General features: G+C 62.4%; 12 protein-coding genes. 3 read left to right on the forward strand and 9 right to left on the reverse strand.

All coding sequences use genetic code 11. From position 1 onward, the window contains the following. Window positions 1-8: 8 nt before the first annotated feature. Complete coding sequence (locus K0H47_RS22480) at window positions 9-455, reverse strand: GNAT family N-acetyltransferase (RefSeq protein WP_003213433.1); 447 nt, start codon at window positions 453-455, stop codon at window positions 9-11. After that, the gene (locus tag K0H47_RS22485) at window positions 452-1,087 is read right to left on the reverse strand and encodes an FMN-binding negative transcriptional regulator (RefSeq protein WP_219273679.1); all 636 of its coding nucleotides are present in this window, start codon (window positions 1,085-1,087) and stop codon (window positions 452-454) included. The genes K0H47_RS22480 and K0H47_RS22485 overlap by 4 nt, the downstream gene beginning before the upstream one ends. Window positions 1,088-1,177: 90 nt before the next feature. On the opposite strand from K0H47_RS22485, the gene K0H47_RS22490 reads away from it, so the two are divergent. Beyond that, on the forward strand, window positions 1,178-2,740 hold the full coding sequence (locus tag K0H47_RS22490; RefSeq protein WP_219273681.1) for a PLP-dependent aminotransferase family protein: 1,563 nt from the start codon (window positions 1,178-1,180) through the stop codon (window positions 2,738-2,740). 21 nt (window positions 2,741-2,761) lie between these two features. Here K0H47_RS22490 and K0H47_RS22495 read toward each other — a convergent pair whose 3' ends face one another. The 7 genes from K0H47_RS22495 to aspA form a co-directional block, all read right to left on the reverse strand. Beyond that, on the reverse strand, window positions 2,762-3,853 hold the full coding sequence (locus K0H47_RS22495) for a polyamine ABC transporter substrate-binding protein (RefSeq protein WP_093203570.1): 1,092 nt from the start codon (window positions 3,851-3,853) through the stop codon (window positions 2,762-2,764). After that, window positions 3,850-4,884: a histone deacetylase family protein gene (locus K0H47_RS22500; RefSeq protein WP_219273683.1), complete on the reverse strand. Its 1,035-nt coding sequence runs from the start codon at window positions 4,882-4,884 to the stop codon at window positions 3,850-3,852. Before K0H47_RS22500 ends, K0H47_RS22495 begins: the two co-directional genes overlap by 4 nt. 152 nt (window positions 4,885-5,036) lie before the next feature. Beyond that, window positions 5,037-6,029 (reverse strand): AraC family transcriptional regulator, encoded by a 993-nt coding sequence (locus K0H47_RS22505; RefSeq protein WP_219273685.1) that lies wholly within the window; start codon window positions 6,027-6,029, stop codon window positions 5,037-5,039. Between the two features lie 58 nt (window positions 6,030-6,087). Continuing rightward, window positions 6,088-10,659, reverse strand: coding sequence for a hypothetical protein (locus K0H47_RS22510; protein ID WP_257626723.1), 4,572 nt, complete (start codon window positions 10,657-10,659; stop codon window positions 6,088-6,090). A 105-nt stretch (window positions 10,660-10,764) separates the two neighbouring features. Beyond that, window positions 10,765-11,742, reverse strand: coding sequence for an asparaginase (locus K0H47_RS22515; protein ID WP_063033805.1), 978 nt, complete (start codon window positions 11,740-11,742; stop codon window positions 10,765-10,767). Between the two features lie 77 nt (window positions 11,743-11,819). After that, complete coding sequence (locus tag K0H47_RS22520) at window positions 11,820-13,271, reverse strand: sodium:alanine symporter family protein (protein WP_063033806.1); 1,452 nt, start codon at window positions 13,269-13,271, stop codon at window positions 11,820-11,822. A gap of 390 nt (window positions 13,272-13,661) precedes the next feature. Then, the gene (gene aspA / locus K0H47_RS22525) at window positions 13,662-15,086 is read right to left on the reverse strand and encodes an aspartate ammonia-lyase (RefSeq protein WP_003213415.1); all 1,425 of its coding nucleotides are present in this window, start codon (window positions 15,084-15,086) and stop codon (window positions 13,662-13,664) included. A gap of 181 nt (window positions 15,087-15,267) precedes the next feature. On the opposite strand from aspA, the gene K0H47_RS22530 reads away from it, so the two are divergent. Beyond that, window positions 15,268-16,191 (forward strand): LysR substrate-binding domain-containing protein, encoded by a 924-nt coding sequence (locus tag K0H47_RS22530; protein WP_063033807.1) that lies wholly within the window; start codon window positions 15,268-15,270, stop codon window positions 16,189-16,191. A 316-nt stretch (window positions 16,192-16,507) separates the two neighbouring features. Then, window positions 16,508-16,999, forward strand: a complete 492-nt coding sequence (gene purE, locus K0H47_RS22535) for a 5-(carboxyamino)imidazole ribonucleotide mutase (protein WP_003195648.1) — start codon at window positions 16,508-16,510, stop codon at window positions 16,997-16,999. Window positions 17,000-17,005: the final 6 nt, after the last annotated feature.

A 17,005-nucleotide genomic window follows, 5' to 3' on the forward strand; every position in this document is an offset into this window, starting at 1 on the left:
GCTTCTCCTTAAAGACCTTTGCGAAACTGGATAAAACCGGGGCGTTCGGCGATGCGTTCGTACAGCTGGATGGCGGTGGCGTTGGTCTCGTGGGTCAGCCAGTGGACCTTGCAGCAACCGTCGGCCTTGGCGGTGGCGTAGACGAATTCGATCAGCTTGCGGCCGACGCCGGTGCCACGTTGGGCCGGGTCTACCAGCAGATCCTGCAGGTAGCAGGAGTTTTCGATGCTCCAGTTGGACCGGTGGTAGATGAAGTTGACCATGCCTACGGCCTTGCCGTCCTGCCAGGCCAGGGCCGAGTGGGTCGGCTCATTGGCGTCGATCAAGCGTTGCCAGGTGTTCTGGCTGACGGCGTCCGGCAACTCGGTGTTGTAGAAGCGCAGGTAGGCTTGCCACAGGGGCAGCCACGCGGCGTGGTCGGCGGCGCTGACCTGGCGGATTTCGATCTGGCTCATGTTGGCTCCTTGGGAATAAAGCGGGCGAGGGTCTGGTCGCGCACGTCGGTGCTGGCCGCCAGGCCCTCACGAACGCCGGCGATGTCCGCCGGGCTGCGGTTCTGGCTGAGTTTTCGTTTGCCTTCCAGGCGTTGGATCGGCAGGGCAAAGCCGACGATGGCCTTGAGCATGCCGTCGATGTAGTCGGCCGGGGCGTCGCTGACGTTCCAGGGCTGGGCGCGCTTGCCTTCATGGCGGTCGGTGAGGGCGCTGACAAGCTCCAGCAGGCGCTCGGTTTCGGTGAACACTTCGCCGGTGCCATAGGCGTGTACCGCGATGTAATTCCAGGTCGGCACCACTTTGCCGTGTTCGGCTTTGGCCGGGTAGAACGATGGGCTGACGTAGGCCTCGGCACCGGCAAAAATCACCAGGGCCTCGCCGCCATTTTGCAGGTCCTGCCATTGGCGATTGGCCTTGGCCATGTGCCCGTAAAGGGTGCCGTTGGGCCCTTCATCAGGGTTGAGCAGCAGCGGCAAATGGCTGGCTTGCAGGCCTTGTTCACCAAAGGTCACCAGTTGCGCCAGGCGCGTGTGCTGGATCAGTTGCTGGATTTCAGGCAAGTCATCGAGGGCAAAGGCGCGTGGTGTGTACATGAAGATTTTCCTTGGCGAATGCCTGCATCCTAGGCAGGCTATTGGTTCGTTGTAAGAGCCATCTACAGTCAATTTCATAGGTCCAATTCCATGCCTGCGTTAGAACCACCGCTCTCGTTCAACCCGGCGGGTATCGAGTTGGACCGTCGCCAGGGCCTCACGCGCCAGCTCTATCAGGCGCTGCGCCAGCGGGTATTGGATGGCCGGCTGGTCAGTGGCACCCGGCTCCCCGCCAGCCGCGACCTGGCGGCGGCACTGTCGATCTCACGCAACAGCGTGGTCCGCGCTTACGACCAGTTGTATGCCGAAGGATTTATTGAGGGCCGCGTGGGTGATGGCACCTATGTGGCGCAATTGCCGCAGACGCCGACGCCCGCAAAAAAACTATCCACAAAAGTGTCCACAGGGTTATCAACAGGCTTATCCCCAGGGTTATCCACAAATCGGGCGGATTTACCTGGGGTTTCGTCCAGTCAAGTTATCCACAGCGGTGCGTTGGCGCGGGTGGAAAACAATCATTTGGCACTTCCACCCAGCGGTCCGCCGAGAGCTTTCAGGGTGGGCGTACCGGCTTTTGATCTGTTCCCCTTCGACGTGTGGGCCAAGCTGAATGCGGCTTTCTGGCGCAAGCCGGACTTGCAGCAACTGTGTTATGGCGACCCGGCCGGCGACGAGCGCCTGCGTGGATTGATTGCTGCCTATTTGCGCAGTTCTCGCGGCATGCAGTGCACTGCTGAGCAAATAGTGATCACCAGTGGCGCGCAGCAGGCAATCAGCCTTTGTGCACAGTTACTGGTGGAGCCCGGCGATGCAGTTGCCATTGAAAACCCTGGGTATCGGGCGGCGGGCCATGCGTTCGCGGTGGCGGGGGGCCAATTGCATGGCGTGACGGTGGACAGCGAGGGCATCGACTGCGCTGCCTTGAACGGCCTCGGCAGTTGCCGTCTGGCCTACGTCACCCCGTCGCATCAATACCCAACGGGTGTGGTGATGAGCCTGGCCCGGCGCCTGGAACTGCTGGCCTGGGCCGAGCGTACGGGCGGCTGGATCGTCGAGGACGACTACGACGGTGAGTACCGCTACAGCGGCGCGCCCTTGGCGCCATTGGCAGCCCTCGATCGTACGGGGCGGGTGCTGTATGTCGGGACCTTCGGCAAGGTGGCCTTTCCGGCGCTACGCCTGGGTTACCTGGTGTTGCCGGTCGGCCTGGTCCAGGCCTTTGCCCGGCGCCGCGCGGTGGACGTGCGCCACTCGGAAGTCAGCACTCAAGCGGTGATGGCGGAGTTCATGGCGACCGGGCATTTCCAACGCCATGTGCGCCGCATGCGCCGAGCCGCGCAAAGCCGGCTCAATGCGCTGGTGGCCGAATGGCCCGCCGGTATCGATGGCGTTGGCCGCCTACCGTCAGTGGCGGCCGGGCTGCACTTGACCGTGCGGGTCGACAGCCTGGCGCGGGAAAAGGAGCTGATCGCCCAGGCCGCGGCGGTGGGTGTGGAGATCAATGGCCTGAGCAACTATTGGCTGCCGGACTCGCTTACGCCGCAGGATCAGCGTGCCGGATTGGTGTTGGGGTTTGCTGCCGTGCCCGAGGCGCAGATCAGTCAGGCGTTGAAGCGCTTGGGCCAGGTTTGGCACGCGCCGGTTACGCGCTGAGGCGCAACCGGCGGTAACCGATCAGGTGCCTGACTTGATCTTGGTCCAGGCGCGGGTCCTGGCCCGTTCGGCATCACGTCCCAGGGGCTTGAGGGTATACAGCGTGGCCATGGCCGCCTCGGTCGGGTACAGGTTGGGGTTGTTGCGAATCGCCGGATCCACCAACCCGGTGGCGTCCTTGTTGGGGTTGGGGTAGCCGACAAAATCGCTGATCGGCGCAATTACGCCGGGTTGCAGCAGATAGTTGATAAAGGCGTAGGCGTCTTCCGGGTCCTTGGCGCCTTTGGGGATGGCGAGCATGTCGAACCAGATCGGCGCGCCTTCTTTCGGCAGTCGCATGTCCACGGTCACGCCGTTCTTGGCTTCCTTGGCGCGGTTGGCGGCCTGGGAGAAGCTGCCGGAATAGCCGACCGCCACGCAGATGTCACCGTTGGCAATGTCGGCCATGTACTTGGACGAGTGGAAATAGGTGATGTACGGGCGAATCTTCATCAGCAGCGCTTCGGCTTTGACATAGTCCGCCGGGTTGCTGCTGTTGGGGTCCAGGCCCAGGTGTTGCAGGGCCAGCGGCAGAATTTCCGAAGGCGAATCCAGCAGCGCCACGCCGCATTGCTTGAGCTTGCTGATGTTCTCTACGTTGAAGATCAAGTCCCAGCTGTCCACGGGCGCGTTGGCCCCCAGCGCGGCCTTGACCTTGTCCGGGTTGAAACCGATCAGGATGGTGCCGTACATGTAGGGCACGGCGAATTTATTGCCGGGGTCGTTGGCCTCGATCAGCTTCATCAACTTGGGATCGAGGTGGTTCCAGTTGGGCAGTTTGCTTCGGTCCAGCGGCTGGAACACCGAGGCTTCGATCTGCTTGGCCAGGAACACGTTGGACGGCACCACCACGTCATAGCCGGAGTTGCCGGTCAGCAGCTTGGCCTCCAGGGCCTCGTTGGTGTCGAAGATGTCGTAGACCAGCTTGACGCTGGGGTTCTGCGCCTTGAAATCTTCCAGGGCCTTGGGGGTGATGTAGTCGAACCAGTTGTAGACCCGCAGGGTTCTTTCTTCGGCGTGCGCGGCCCCGCTCAGCACGGCAGCGCAGAGGACGAGATGCTTGAGCATGTTCATTGGGCGAATCCCTCAAAACCTTCGAGAACGTTGACGGCATTGATGCCGATTTCTTCCACGGCGTAGCCGCCTTCCATCACAAACAGCGTCGGTTTGCCGAGGCGGGCGATTCGCGCACCCATCGCCAGGTAGTCGGGGCTGTCAAGCTTGAACTGGGAGATCGGGTCGTCCTTGAAGGTGTCCACGCCCAGCGAGACCACGATGATGTCGGCGCCATAGCGTTCAATCTCCTCACACGCCTGCTCCAGGGCGGCACTCCAGCGGTCCCAGCCAGAACCTGCAGGCAGCGGGTAATTGAAGTTGAAACCTTCACCGGCGCCTTCGCCCAACTCGTCGGCGTAGCCCAGGAAGAACGGAAACTCGGCTTCCGGATGGCCATGAATCGAGGTGAACAGCACATCGCTGCGCTCGTAGAAAATCGACTGGGTACCATTGCCGTGGTGGTAGTCCACGTCGAGGATGGCGACCTTCCCGTGGCCCTGGTCGAGAAACGCCTGGGCTGCGATCGCCGCGTTGTTCAGGTAGCAATAGCCGCCCATCAAGTCGCTGGCGGCATGGTGCCCGGGCGGACGGCACAGGGCGAAGGCACTGTGAGCGCCTTGCTGGATCGCCTGTTGCGCCGTCAGCGCGACTTGCGCTGCGCTGTAGGCCGCTTGCCAGGTACCGGCGGTGATCGGCGCGCCGCCGTCGAAGCTGTAATAGCCGAGCTGGCCGTGCAGGCTGGTGGGGATGACCCGGCGCAAGGTGCGTGCGGGCCAGGTGTAGGGCAGCAAGTCCCCGTCTTGGCCAAATGCCGTCCAGCGTTGCCAGGCGTCTTTGAAGAAGTCCAGGTATGCCGGGCTGTGAACACGTTGCAGCGGCGCCAGGCCAAAATCCTCCGGGGCTTGCACTGGTCCCAGTTCGCGATCCCTGACGCGTTGCAGCACGTGGTCGGCGCGCGAGGGCATTTCGAAACACGGCATCAGTTGCCCGTCCATCAACTCGCACCGGCCATGGTGCAGGTGGTGATCGTCCGAGTAGATCGTCAGCATATTGTTGTTCTCCGCAGGCTGAATCGGTGAGGTCCAGTCTTGCGGCGGGCGCGGTTTATGAGAATGGCAGGAGCGGCCAAAAGGGGATCTATATGGCCAAATTATCTGTCCGCAATTCGCCCCTCAATAGCGCAGCCATGCCCTTGAATGGATCAAGGCCGGAACTGGCTGGGCGCGACCCCGCTCCAGCGTACAAATGCATGGCGGAAACTGGCGGTCTCGCTGAAACCCAACTGCTCGGCAATCCGATGGATCGGCAGCGCATCTTCGCCCAGCAACTGCTTGGCCCGCTCGAAGCGTAGCTCGTCGAGCAGTTCCTGGTAGCTGCACCCCAGGTTCTGCAAATGCCGGCGAAGGGTGCGGGCTGAACAGTTCATCTGCAGCGCCAGCCCATCAAGGCCCGGGGCCGCGTGCAACTGCGACCCCAGCAATTGGCGAATCCGCCCCAGCCAGGCCTGGCGCCCGGTGAATTCGGTGTTCTGCTTGCGGCAGCGCTCGGCCATGGCCTGGTGCGTTACCGCATCGGCCAGGGGCAATGGCTGGTCTAGCCAGCGGCGGTCGAAGGCAAACGCATTGGCCGTGGCTTCAAATTGCAGCGGGCAATCGAAGTGTTCGGCGTAGTGGGCCCGATAGGCCGGGGCGTCGTGTTCAAAGCGCGCGCCGAGCAAGGGCAGGGGCTGACCCAGCAAGTCGTCGCAGATGACTTTCAACGAGACCAGGCACAGTTCGACGTTGAACATCGCCAGCGCCGGGTCTTCTCGATAATCGCTGGCGGTGAACCAGATGCGCTCCTCTTCTTGCACCAGGCTCAGCTCGAAGAGTGTTCCCAACAGTGCGGGATAACACAGGGCCAGGCGCAAAGCGTCACCGAAGGTGGCACTGGTGAGCAGGGCATAGCCAAGCATGCCGTAGGACGAAACATGCATGCGCTGGCCCAGTTCCAGGCCGATATCCTGCTGCAACGCCACGGCATTGGCACACACCCGCATCTCCTGGTGGGTGGTAATACGCGCATCGGCACGGCCCAGGTCGGCCGTGCAGATACCGCTGCCGGCCAGCAACGCTTCGCTGGGCATGCCCTGGGCCTTGAAGGTGCCGAGTACCAGGGAGACGGCGTTGAGGGTGGTGAGGTGCGAATGCAACATGGGTAATTCCCGCCGGAGACTGCCCTGGACCGAGCAAGTTACATGCCGCGCCGCGTCATCAGCCGATCGCGAAGAATACCCGCGTGGCCTGGTCGAGGCTGAATTCGCTGCGGTAAAACGCGGCCAATTGGTGCTCGCTCAAGCCTTCAGTCGTATCGGCAGCAGAGCCGCGGCGGAATTCGTCCGGGGTTTTCAGACGTGCCGAGATAAACGCCTTGGCCGGTGTCCAGGCGGCCGAATAGTGAAAGTGCGCATACCAGAGGATCTTGCGGGTGGAGCGCTCGGTGATGGTGTACTCGTCCAGGTAGTCCGGGCTGGGTGCCTTGAGGCGGCGACGGTTGATGGTTTTCTTGATGGTGATTTCGTTGCGGTTTTTCAGCCATTCCACGCCGTCGAGGGTGGGTGGGCGTTGTTTGGTCAGTTGCAGCCGATGCTGGGCAGCCTTTTGGTAAAGCGCTTCGGCTGCCTGGCTGAGCTGTTTGCCCAGGGCGGCGGCGGAAGTGGTATCACTTTCCGTGGCGTTGATCAGGGTCAAGGCGTGCTCGATGTCTCGATCCGCTTGTTCCAGGTGCATGGCGTGCTGGTGAAGCATCTGCTCGATGCCTTCGATGGTGCGGGCAGGCTTGCTCATCTGCACGGCGGCCCGCTGGTTAAAGGTGGGCAAGCCATCGATCAATGCCTGCCCATCGCGCAGGCTGGTTGCCAGGTCGGGCGCGGGAGGCGGCGTGGCCGGTGCCTCGATATGCCGGAACCACAGGCCCGGAAGTTTCTCGTGGAAGGTCGCCATTACGGTGTCGGTCAGCGGTGACTTGATGTCGACCAAGTGGGTCTCCAGGCCAAGTTCTGTCAGGCGTGGCTCGCCTACCAGCACGCCGTCGAAGCGGGTCTTGATGAATTTCTTGCGCGGGCGCGGCGGCGTCGGCGGCGGGGTTGGCCGATTCCTGAGCATGTCGCGTTCGGCATGCAGCAAGGTTAGGTTGCTCAACGCGCGCTGGGAAAATTCACTCAATTGCTGGCGCAACTGCTGGATCGGCGTGTCCTGGGCGGAATCGGGAAACTCTCCGGGGAAGTCTTCCAGGCGTTCATCCACGTGCTTGAACTGATCAATCAGGCTGCTCAGGGTTTCGATGCGCTCATCGAGCCGCGACTCGCTGCGTTCGCTCAGGGTGTCGCTCAAGGTTCGCACTGCGATGGCCGCCTTGTCGATAATCTGGTCGATCGCCGTCCAGGCCTGTGGGTCGGTGCCGAGGGTGGTTTTGGACACGCAGAGGTTGCGCGCCAGCATCACTTGTAGGGCCTTGAGGTGATCGCTGGTGTAGGACGGCAGCAGGCGCCTGGTCTCCTGGATCAGTTGCAGGCCCTCTCTGGCCAGTCCCTTGAGTTGGTCGAAGCGGGAGGTGGTGTAGTCGATGCGAGTGATCATGTCCTGGATCAGCTCGCTCATTTGCCGCGCGTCTTCGATATGCCGTTCCCCGGGCGCTTCAATCTGGCGTTCGACCTGGTCGAGCACGGTCTTGAGCTTGGGGCTGAACCGGGTCTGGACTTCACTGATGCCGGCCTGGTTGAGATCGAGCTGAGCCTTGAGGTAGCCCAGTGCCCGAGGCTGGTAGTCGGGCATGTTGGTGAAGATGCTCAAGGTTTGCAGATTTTGCAGTGCGGCGTCGTACGCGCTGCGCTGGGTGTCGAGTTTCTCCAGGTAAGTCTGGCGCCGGGCGTCGGCGGAGGTGCCCGGGGCGTTGTTCATGGCTTGGCGCGCGAGCTCCAGTTGGCGCTGGGCTGCATGCTTGCCGCTTTCAAACAGTGCCAGTTTCGCGCGAACCTCGGCGGCTTTGACGGTGGCCTGGTCCTGGGCTTTCTTGGTCATGATTTTTGGCCCGCCGCCGCGCAGGTGCAGGCGCGTGTCGATGAACCATTCTCCCTTGAGGTTATGAATCAGCAGCGGGCCGGTGTGGGCGGGTTGGCTCGGGTCGACAATCAGCACGTTGGCGTTTTCGTCCAGCTGCACTTCGAACCAGCGCTCTCCCACAGGCGCATACCATTTCGTACCCAACGGGTAGAGATGCTGATGGACGTCGACCTGGGCGCTGGCCTGCCCGAGCCCTTCGGGCTTGCTGACCTTGAAGCGATCCAGCAGGTGTGCCAGGCCGCTGGGAGTGCGGGTGACGGCGCCAAGTACATGCAGCGACTGTGGATGGCCGGCTGGCAGTTCGGTGGTCGCGATGTTCGGCTGTTGCTGGATCACGCTGGTCTTGGGTTTGGCCGGGGCGAGGGGGGCTTTTTCCGCCTGATAACCCGGCAGGCGACGGCTGGCGGGGTGGCTGCGACCGGTGGCGTGCAGGGTGATAGCCATGCCCAGGTTCAGCAGCAGTTCGGTGAAGGCCTGCCATTGGTCTTCGGATTTGCCACGTTGTTGTGCGTCGGCCAAGGCTTGTACCTGGTCCATGAGTTGCCAGATCCACGCCGCTGTACCGGCAGTGCGGCCCAGGAACGGCAGTGCAGCATTGAGCAGCAACCAGCCGGCCCGTTTAAATGTCGCCCAGCGGGCTTCGGTGTTGGACACCGATTGGCGGTCGGCCAGCTCCACCAGGGCCTTGGCGTTGGCGCGGAACAAACTCTCGAACAGATCCCCAGGCAGTACTTGGGTACCCAAGGCCATGGGGCCGGACATCGCCCAGAGCTTGGTCGGCTCCACCAGAAACCGCAGCACCGCCCACGGCGAAGGCAATGCGCCTGGGAACACGTAGTTGACGTAGTCGCTGCGCACGCTTTCCGGCAGCCAGGCCAGCACTGAATCGCGCAGGTTGCGGTCCTGGGTCAGGGTGTACAGCAAGTTGGCGGGCGACGGGTATTGGCTCAAGGGTTGGTCGAACAGTGGCCGATACAACAGGCAAGGGCCCGCGCTCGGGTCTTGAGGGCCGATGACGAACATGTTGGCCACCTCATCCACTGTGTTTCCGGCCCGGCGTTGCGGGGCAAATGCCAACGGGCGCAAAACAATCTTCTGGCCCTGCACCTGGCGCTTGGCAACATCCGTCTCCATCAGCGCCGCGACGTACCGGTAGCCGAGTTCGTCGATACCCGCTTCCTGGTGGATCTTGCATTGCAGCGCCAGCAACGGCAGCTGCACCTGCAGGTGCTGGCGGTACAGCTGCTGGCGGCGGGCTGACTCCAGTGAGTCATCCAGCAGCTTGGCCTTGACCAGTGCCGGGTAGCGGTTGCCGATATCGGCCTGGCTGATCAAGCGTTCGACGTAGGCCACCGTCAGCCACGCGGGAGCCTTTGTTGCGTTGTGCAAACGCAAGGTCTTGTTGCCCAGCGGCAGGGCGATCAGGTTTTGCAGCGCCAGGTCCGCCAGCCGGAACGTGGTTGTCTCGACCTGTCCGGGTACGGTGAAGAGGCCCCATACCACCTGGCTGTCTACGCGCATTTCAAGGTCGTTGAGGTTCAGTTGAGCTGCATCGGGATGGTCGGCGGTCATGCGCGCTTTCAGTTGAGTGAGGGCGTAGTCGCGCAAGGGCGGGATGTCATCCTGGTAGGACTTGCCCTGGTTCTGGCTGTGCAGCGCCGCGAGGTCTTTCAAGTGCCGGGCGTACAGGTTCAGGTCACTGGTCAGGGCATTGGCCAGCCAGTTGGGCAGCCGGGCTTGATACCAGTCGAGGTCGGGGTCCTGGCGGGCAACCAGCGACTGCACGGCCGGCGGTGCGCCGAGCGGTTCGGGGTTGGCATCGACCTGGCGCAGGGTGGGGAAATCAATGGCCGCAATGGCCTCGATCTGAATGCCGATCAGCGCGCAGGCCAGTTGGTCGAAGAAGTTGCCGTCGGGGCGGTACAGTCGCCATTGCAATTGCGTACGTACCATCAAGGTGCCCAAGGCGTTGCCCAGGTTCTCCAGGGTGGCAAACTTCTGATAACCATGCACCAGCGAATGGCTGAGGATCCGCGAGCTCGATTGATGGGTGCCGATCAGCACGGCCATGGGCATCAGGTTGAGCGCGGTCAGGGTGTTGCCTTCCACCTGGCAGATATCGATCAGGTAGGCCTTGCTGGCATAGGTGTCGGTAGCCTGACGGTTGCTTTGGTCGGGGGCGTTGAACAGTCCCCGGGCCATGGCACAGTCATCACTGTCCCAGCCCTCGACCGTGTCGACATTCCACACCGCCTGCAGGCTGCTGGACAGCGTGCGCCACTGGGGTTGGCCTTCGATCATGCGGTTCCAGTAATTGAGCTGTTGCTCCTGGAAGGCACAGAGCATGACGGGCGCCAGCACATTGAGCATCTGGGCGATCTCGCCGATGCGCACCGGCAAGTGCAGCGGTGGGTCGCTGAGCGGCTGCTGGGTCAAGAAATGCACACCCTCGATGTAAAGGGTCGGGAGGCCCGATACAGCCTGGTGCGCAAGGATATCGGTGAGGGTCTGGTAGCGGGGTTCGAGTGGCTGAACCTGGTCACCGACAACCCCCCAGGCGGGTGTGCAGACCAGGACGATATCCGGGTCCAGTGCCAAGGCGGGATATAACGTGTGCAGTGAATAGCGCAACTGCACCGAAGCGGTCTCGCGAAACGAGGGGCCCAGGCACAGTTGGGTGAGCAGGCTTTCAGGCGTTGGACGGAGCGGGGTGGGTGTGGTCATGGCGGGCATCCCTGGCGTATGAAAACGACCCGAGGCGATGCCTCGGGGGTTTCATGCTAGGGAGCGCCTGGCTGACCTGGGGGTGGATATATAGGTTGGCCAGCCTCAGGCGAGTTCGCCGCACAGGTCCAGTTCCACCAGGCGGCGAACCTCGGCCACCGGCAGGCCGGCACCGAGCAGTGCGTTGAGCTTGCCGAACGCGGCCTCGCGGGTCATCCCGCCACCTGACAACACGCCCACGCCACGCAAGCGGCTACCGGCTTCGTACACATCCAGCTCCACACCGCCTTCATGGCATTGCGTGATTGCCACCACCACCACGCCGTTATCCTGCGCGCGCTGGAGGCTGGCGAGGAACTGGGGGTTGTCGCTCGGCCCGGTGCCGCTGCCGAAGCATTCCAGCAGCAGCGCCTGGATGCCGCTGTCGATCAACCCGTCCAATTGCGCGGCGGCGATGCCCGGCACCAGTGGCAGCACGCCCACATTGATCAGCGCCTTGGGCTGGCGGTAATGCAGCGCCGCCGGAATCATATCCGCCTTGGCGACGCCGCCGTTACGCTGCAATGCGGCAAACGGGTGGCGACCAAAACTGCGGATTTTCGCGCAACGGGTCGGGGCCATCAGTGCGCCGTGGAAGTACAGTTGCACGCCCGGCGCCAGGCCTTCGCCCAAGGCTGCCAGCGCACCGCTGACGTTTTCCCAGGCATCGCTGTCGGGCACACCGGCCGGCAGCATCGAGCCGGTAAACAGCACCGGTGCGGGCAGGCCCAGCAGTTGGAAACTCATGGCGGCCGCGCTGTAGGCCAGGGTGTCGGTGCCGTGCAGCACCAGTACGGCGTCGCAACCCTCGTCCACCGCCTCAACCACGGCGGCGCGCAGGCGCTGCCAGTAGGCGGGGGTCATGTTGGCGCTGTCGATCAGCGGGGACATTTCCCGGAAGCGCCAGGCTGGCATATTCAGTTGGGCGAGGGCTTCGCTCATTCGCGCTTCAAAACCCGAAGCGGGGGCCAGGCCGTTTGCGCTGGCCTGCATGCCGATGGTGCCGCCGGTGTAGAGCACCATGACGTTGTTGGCTGGTTGCATTGAAGAATCTCCTGAACGAAAAACGCCGCCGGGCCCAGAGCATGCCCAAGGCCGGGCGGCGTGTCATCTATCTAGGTTTAGCGTTGCGTTTGAGCGTTCAGTTCTGCCGTCGCTTGAGCGGCTGGCTCGGGCTTCACCGGATTCGCCGGCCACGCCTTGCGGTCCAGGTCCAGGTCGGGGAACTTGCTGGAATCAAACACCGGAGTCTTGATGCCCGCAGCACGCTGACCGTCGTAGTCATTCAGGATGCGCATGGCGATCTTGAACAGGAACGCCAGGGCGAACAGGTTGACGAACGCCAGCATGGTCATGGTGATGTCGGCGAAGGCGAACACGGTGCTCAGGTTCTCGATGGAACCCCAGAAAATCAGCACCAGCACCAGCGCGCGGTAGCCCATCAGGACCTTGCGGTTGTCGCCCACGATGAAGCGCAGGTTACTCTCGCCGAGGTAGTAGTTGTACATGATCGAGGTGAACACGAACAACGCCAGGGCCACCGAGATGAACATCCGGCCCCAGTCACCAACGACTGCCGCCAGGGAGTTCTGGGTCAGGGCAATGCCGTCGCCTTCGAAGCCCGGAGTGTAGAAACCGGAGAGCAGGATCAGCAGCGCGGTGCAGGTGCAGATGACGAAGGTGTCGAGGAATACGCTGAACGCTTGCACCACGCCTTGGGCGATCGGGTGTTCTACCGAAGCGACTGCCGCCACGTTAGGCGCACTGCCCAGGCCGGCTTCGTTGGCGAACACGCCGCGTTTCACGCCCATGATGATCGCGCTGCCCACCAGGCCACCGAAGGCTTGGTCGAGGCCGAAGGCGCTCTTGACGATGGTCGCGAGCATGGCCGGCACGTGGTCGAATTGCAGCACGATCACGTACAGGGTCACCGCGATGTAGACCAGGGTCTTGACCGGCACCAGCAGGTCGGCGATCGAGGCGATACGCTTGATCCCGCCGATGAACACCAGGCCCAGCAGCACCGCCAGGGCGAGGCCGGTGTAGGTGGTGTCGAGGCCAAACGCATTGTTCAGCGAGTGGGTGACGGCGTGGGCTTGCAGGCCATTGAAGGCGAAGCCGAAAGTCACCAGCAGCAGGAACGCCATCACCATGCCCAACCAGCGCTTGTGCAGGCCGTGCTGGATGTAATACGCCGGGCCGCCACGGTAGGTGCCTTCAGCGTCGGTGCGTTTGTAGAGTTGGCCGAGGGAGCACTCGATAAAGCTCGAAGACATGCCCACCAGTGCGGTGACCCACATCCAGAATACGGCGCCCGGGCCACCCAGAGTCACAGCAATGCCGACGCCTGCGATGTTGCCGGCACCCACGCGCCCGGCGAGGCTGAGCATCAGCGCCTGGAACGAGCTGAGCTGGCCGGCGCTGCTTTTCAGGCTGTCGCGAAACACCGAAAACATGTGGAAAAAGTGACGCAACTGAACGAAACGCGAGCGGATCGTGAAGTAACCACCGAGCCCGACAATGAGCACGATCAATACTTTCCCTGAGAGGAAGTCGTTGATGACTTCTAGCATGGAGTGTTCCTCGCTGATTTTTCTAATGGCAAACGCAGGACGGTCCGATGCATCGCTCGGCACCAGGCAGTGCACGACGCTTCGCCCCAATCCTTTTGCGGGTGTTGTTATTCATGCGGTTTCGCGCTTCCAGGGTCTCGTTACCGACGACCGCTGACGCGAAGAGGGGCGGCACTATACCTAGGAGTGTGTGATCCGTCTGCACGAGGCGATTAAAGGTTTCAGCCACGGCGTTACGGGCAAGGCGGTTTTGTGGGGCGATCTTGGCGTTTTTATTGGCATCATTTCGCAACCTTGAGGCAAAAAAAAGGGCCTGAAGAACGAGCCTTCAGGCCCTCAAAAGGTGAGAGGTGTCTAGTCCCTCAACCTGGTGAGCGGTGCAACAAACGCTTAGGCCTTCAACGGGACCAAACGTGGAGCGATCATGTTTTCGGGGCGCAGGATGTCGTCGAGCATGGCGTCGTCGAGCAAGCCTTCTTCGCGCACCAGTTCCAGCACGCCGCGGCCGCTTTCAAGAGCGATACGGGCGATGCGGGTGGCGTTTTCATAGCCGATGTAGGGGTTCAGCGCGGTGACCAGGCCGATGGAGTGCTCCACCAGTTCGCGGCAGCGGGCTTCGTTGGCGGTGATGCCGACGATGCAGTGCTCGCGCAGCATGTCCATGGCGCGTTGCAGCAGGCGAATCGAGTCGAAGATCTTGTAGGCGATCAGCGGCTCCATCACGTTCAGTTGCAGCTGGCCGCCTTCGGCCGCGATGGTCAGTGCCAAGTCGTTACCGATGATCTGGAACGCTACCTGGTTCACGGCTTCCGGGATCACCGGGTTGACCTTGCCGGGCATGATCGAGCTGCCTGGCTGGCGCGCCGGCAGGTTGATTTCGTTGATGCCGGTACGTGGGCCGCTGGACAGCAGGCGCAAGTCGTTGCAGATCTTCGACAGCTTCACCGCGGTACGCTTGAGCATGCCGGAGAACAGCACGAAGGCGCCCATGTCGGAGGTGGCTTCGATCAGGTCGGCAGCCGGTACCAGCGGCTGGCCGCTGATGGTCGCCAGGCGTTGAACGGCCAGGGCCTGGTAACGCGGGTCGGCGTTGATGCCGGTGCCGATGGCGGTGCCGCCCAGGTTCACTTCAGTCAGCAGCTCAGGCGCCAGGGTCTTCAGGCGAGCCAGGTCTTCACCGAGGGTGGTGGCGAAGGCGCGGAATTCCTGGCCGAGGGTCATCGGCACGGCGTCTTGCAGCTGGGTACGGCCCATCTTCAGGACGTGGCTGAACTCTTCACCCTTGGCGGCGAATGCCTGGATCAGGCTGTCGAGGCTGGCCAACAGTGCGTCGTGGCCCAGCAGCAGACCCAGGCGGATCGCGGTCGGGTAGGCGTCGTTGGTGGACTGCGCCATGTTCACGTCGTTGTTCGGGTGCAGGTATTGGTATTCGCCCTTGCTGTGGCCCATGGCCTCCAGCGCGATGTTGGCGATGACTTCGTTGGCATTCATGTTGGTTGAAGTGCCAGCGCCGCCTTGAATCATGTCCACCACGAACTCTTCGTGGAAATCGCCGCGGATCAGACGGGCACAGGCTTCGCTGATGGCAGCGTGCTTGGCTTCGCTGAGCTGGCCCAACTCGCGGTTGGCGTCAGCAGCTGCCTGCTTGACCATTGCCAGGCCGACCACCAATTTCGGGTAATGCGAAATCGGAACGCCCGAGAGGCGGAAGTTATTCACCGCTCGCAAGGTCTGGATGCCGTAATACGCTTGAGCGGGTACTTCGAGTACGCCAAGCAGGTCTTTTTCTGTGCGGAAAGATGCAGCGGAGGACATGACGGAAATCATCTCGATATGGACCCGGGCTAGGCCGGAACGCTGTGAATGCTAGGCTTGCAGGAGATTTTGGGCCAATGCTGTTAAACACTGGCCTATGCATAAACGGCATAATGTCGGTGTGACCCCGTTACCATGACGGACGTGTGTGCCAAAATGGTGCGTGCCCCGGGAGGATGTGATGAACCTTGAAAGCAAATGGCTGGAAGACTTTAGCGCCCTGGCTGCCACCCGCAGCTTCTCCCAGGCGGCTGAGCGGCGCTTCGTCACCCAGCCGGCGTTCAGTCGGCGCATCCGTAGCCTCGAGGCCGCGCTGGGGCTGACGCTGGTCAATCGTTCACGCACGCCTGTCGAACTGACGGCGGCGGGGCAGCTGTTCCTGGTCACCGCGCGCACCGTGGTCGAGCAGCTCGGCGAAGTGCTGCGGCACTTGCATCACCTGGAAGGCGGGCAGGGTGAAGTCATGCAAGTCGCGGCGGCGCACTCCCTGGCGTTGGGCTTCTTCCCGCGCTGGATCGCGCAATTGCGCAACGAAGGGCTGAACATCGCCACGCGGTTGGTCGCCACCAACGTGGGCGACGCCGTGCATGCCTTGCGTGAAGGCGGCTGCGATTTGATGCTGGCGTTCTACGACCCGGATGCGGCCATGCAGATGGACCCGGAAATCTTCCCGTCGCTGCACTTGGGCAACACCGAGATGCTGCCGGTGTGCGCCGCGGATGCCGATGGCAAGCCGCTGTTCGACCTGGAAGGCGAGGGCAGTGTGCCGCTTTTGGCCTACAGCGCCGGCGCCTTCCTGGGGCGCTCGGTTAACCTGCTGCTGCGCCAGCGGGCGCTGCGCTTCACCACGATTTACGAAACCGCCATGGCCGACAGCCTGAAAAGCATGGCCCTTGAAGGCTTGGGCATCGCCTGGGTGCCGCAGTTGAGCGTGCGCGCCGAGCTGGCCCGGGGCGAACTGGTGGTGTGCGGCGGCCCGCAATGGCATGTGCCGCTGGAGATCCGGCTGTATCGCTGCGCGTTGGTGCGCAAGGCGAATGTGCGGTTGTTGTGGCGCAAGCTGGAAGGTGGTGCGGCGCAGTCCCCGGCGGCTGAGCGCGGTTAAATGTGGGAGCTGGCTTGCCTGCGATAGCGGTGTATCAGCTGACATTTCAGGCACTGACACTCCGCCATCGCAGGCAAGCCAGCTCCCGCAGTATTTTGTGGTGTTTTCGCTGACCTGGAAGTCAATAAAACCGCCTGTTTGAGGTGTAAGACAGATGGTCATGCCAGGGGCTGTTTATCTGCGTTATTACGGTATACTGCGCGGCCTTCGGCCGGTCCAACCGGCCTTAATTCGTACAACAAGCCACGCTGGATTTCCCGCGTGGCTTGTTGTTTTTTGACGCGCCTGCGGGCGCCCAGAGAGAAGAGGCACGACGATGAGTGCATTGGTTGGCGTGATCATGGGCTCCAAGTCCGATTGGTCCACCCTTAGCCACACCGCCGATATGCTGGAAAAACTCGGCATTCCCTACGAAGTGAAGGTGGTTTCCGCCCACCGCACTCCGGATTTGCTGTTCCAGTATGCCGATGAAGCAGAATCCCGTGGCATCGAGGTGATTATCGCCGGTGCCGGCGGTGCAGCTCACCTGCCAGGCATGTGTGCGGCCAAGACTCACCTGCCAGTACTGGGCGTTCCGGTGCAGTCGTCGATGCTCTCGGGCGTGGATTCGCTGTTGTCCATCGTGCAGATGCCCGCCGGTATTCCGGTGGCCACCCTGGCGATCGGCAAGGCCGGCGCGATCAACGCAGCCTTGCTGTCCGCCAGCATCCTCGGCGCCAAGCACCCGCAGTTCCACGCGGTGCTGAAAAAATTCCGTGCTGAACAGACAGACAGCGTCCTGGACAATCCAGACCCACGCATTGCCTGAGGTTGT

This window comes from Pseudomonas sp. Xaverov 83 (genome assembly GCF_019352905.1).
Taxonomy (GTDB): Bacteria; Pseudomonadota; Gammaproteobacteria; order Pseudomonadales; family Pseudomonadaceae; genus Aquipseudomonas; species Aquipseudomonas yamanorum.

Coding starts and splice junctions, on each gene's coding strand:
- K0H47_RS22480 (WP_003213433.1), bottom strand. CDS start 455: ATGAGCCAGATCGAAATCCGCCAGGTCAGCGCCGCCGACCACGCCGCG.
- K0H47_RS22485 (WP_219273679.1), bottom strand. CDS start 1,087: ATGTACACACCACGCGCCTTTGCCCTCGATGACTTGCCTGAAATCCAG.
- K0H47_RS22490 (WP_219273681.1), top strand. CDS start 1,178: ATGCCTGCGTTAGAACCACCGCTCTCGTTCAACCCGGCGGGTATCGAG.
- K0H47_RS22495 (WP_093203570.1), bottom strand. CDS start 3,853: ATGAACATGCTCAAGCATCTCGTCCTCTGCGCTGCCGTGCTGAGCGGG.
- K0H47_RS22500 (WP_219273683.1), bottom strand. CDS start 4,884: ATGCTGACGATCTACTCGGACGATCACCACCTGCACCATGGCCGGTGC.
- K0H47_RS22505 (WP_219273685.1), bottom strand. CDS start 6,029: ATGTTGCATTCGCACCTCACCACCCTCAACGCCGTCTCCCTGGTACTC.
- K0H47_RS22510 (WP_257626723.1), bottom strand. CDS start 10,659: ATGACCACACCCACCCCGCTCCGTCCAACGCCTGAAAGCCTGCTCACC.
- K0H47_RS22515 (WP_063033805.1), bottom strand. CDS start 11,742: ATGCAACCAGCCAACAACGTCATGGTGCTCTACACCGGCGGCACCATC.
- K0H47_RS22520 (WP_063033806.1), bottom strand. CDS start 13,271: ATGCTAGAAGTCATCAACGACTTCCTCTCAGGGAAAGTATTGATCGTG.
- aspA (WP_003213415.1), bottom strand. CDS start 15,086: ATGTCCTCCGCTGCATCTTTCCGCACAGAAAAAGACCTGCTTGGCGTA.
- K0H47_RS22530 (WP_063033807.1), top strand. CDS start 15,268: ATGAACCTTGAAAGCAAATGGCTGGAAGACTTTAGCGCCCTGGCTGCC.
- purE (WP_003195648.1), top strand. CDS start 16,508: ATGAGTGCATTGGTTGGCGTGATCATGGGCTCCAAGTCCGATTGGTCC.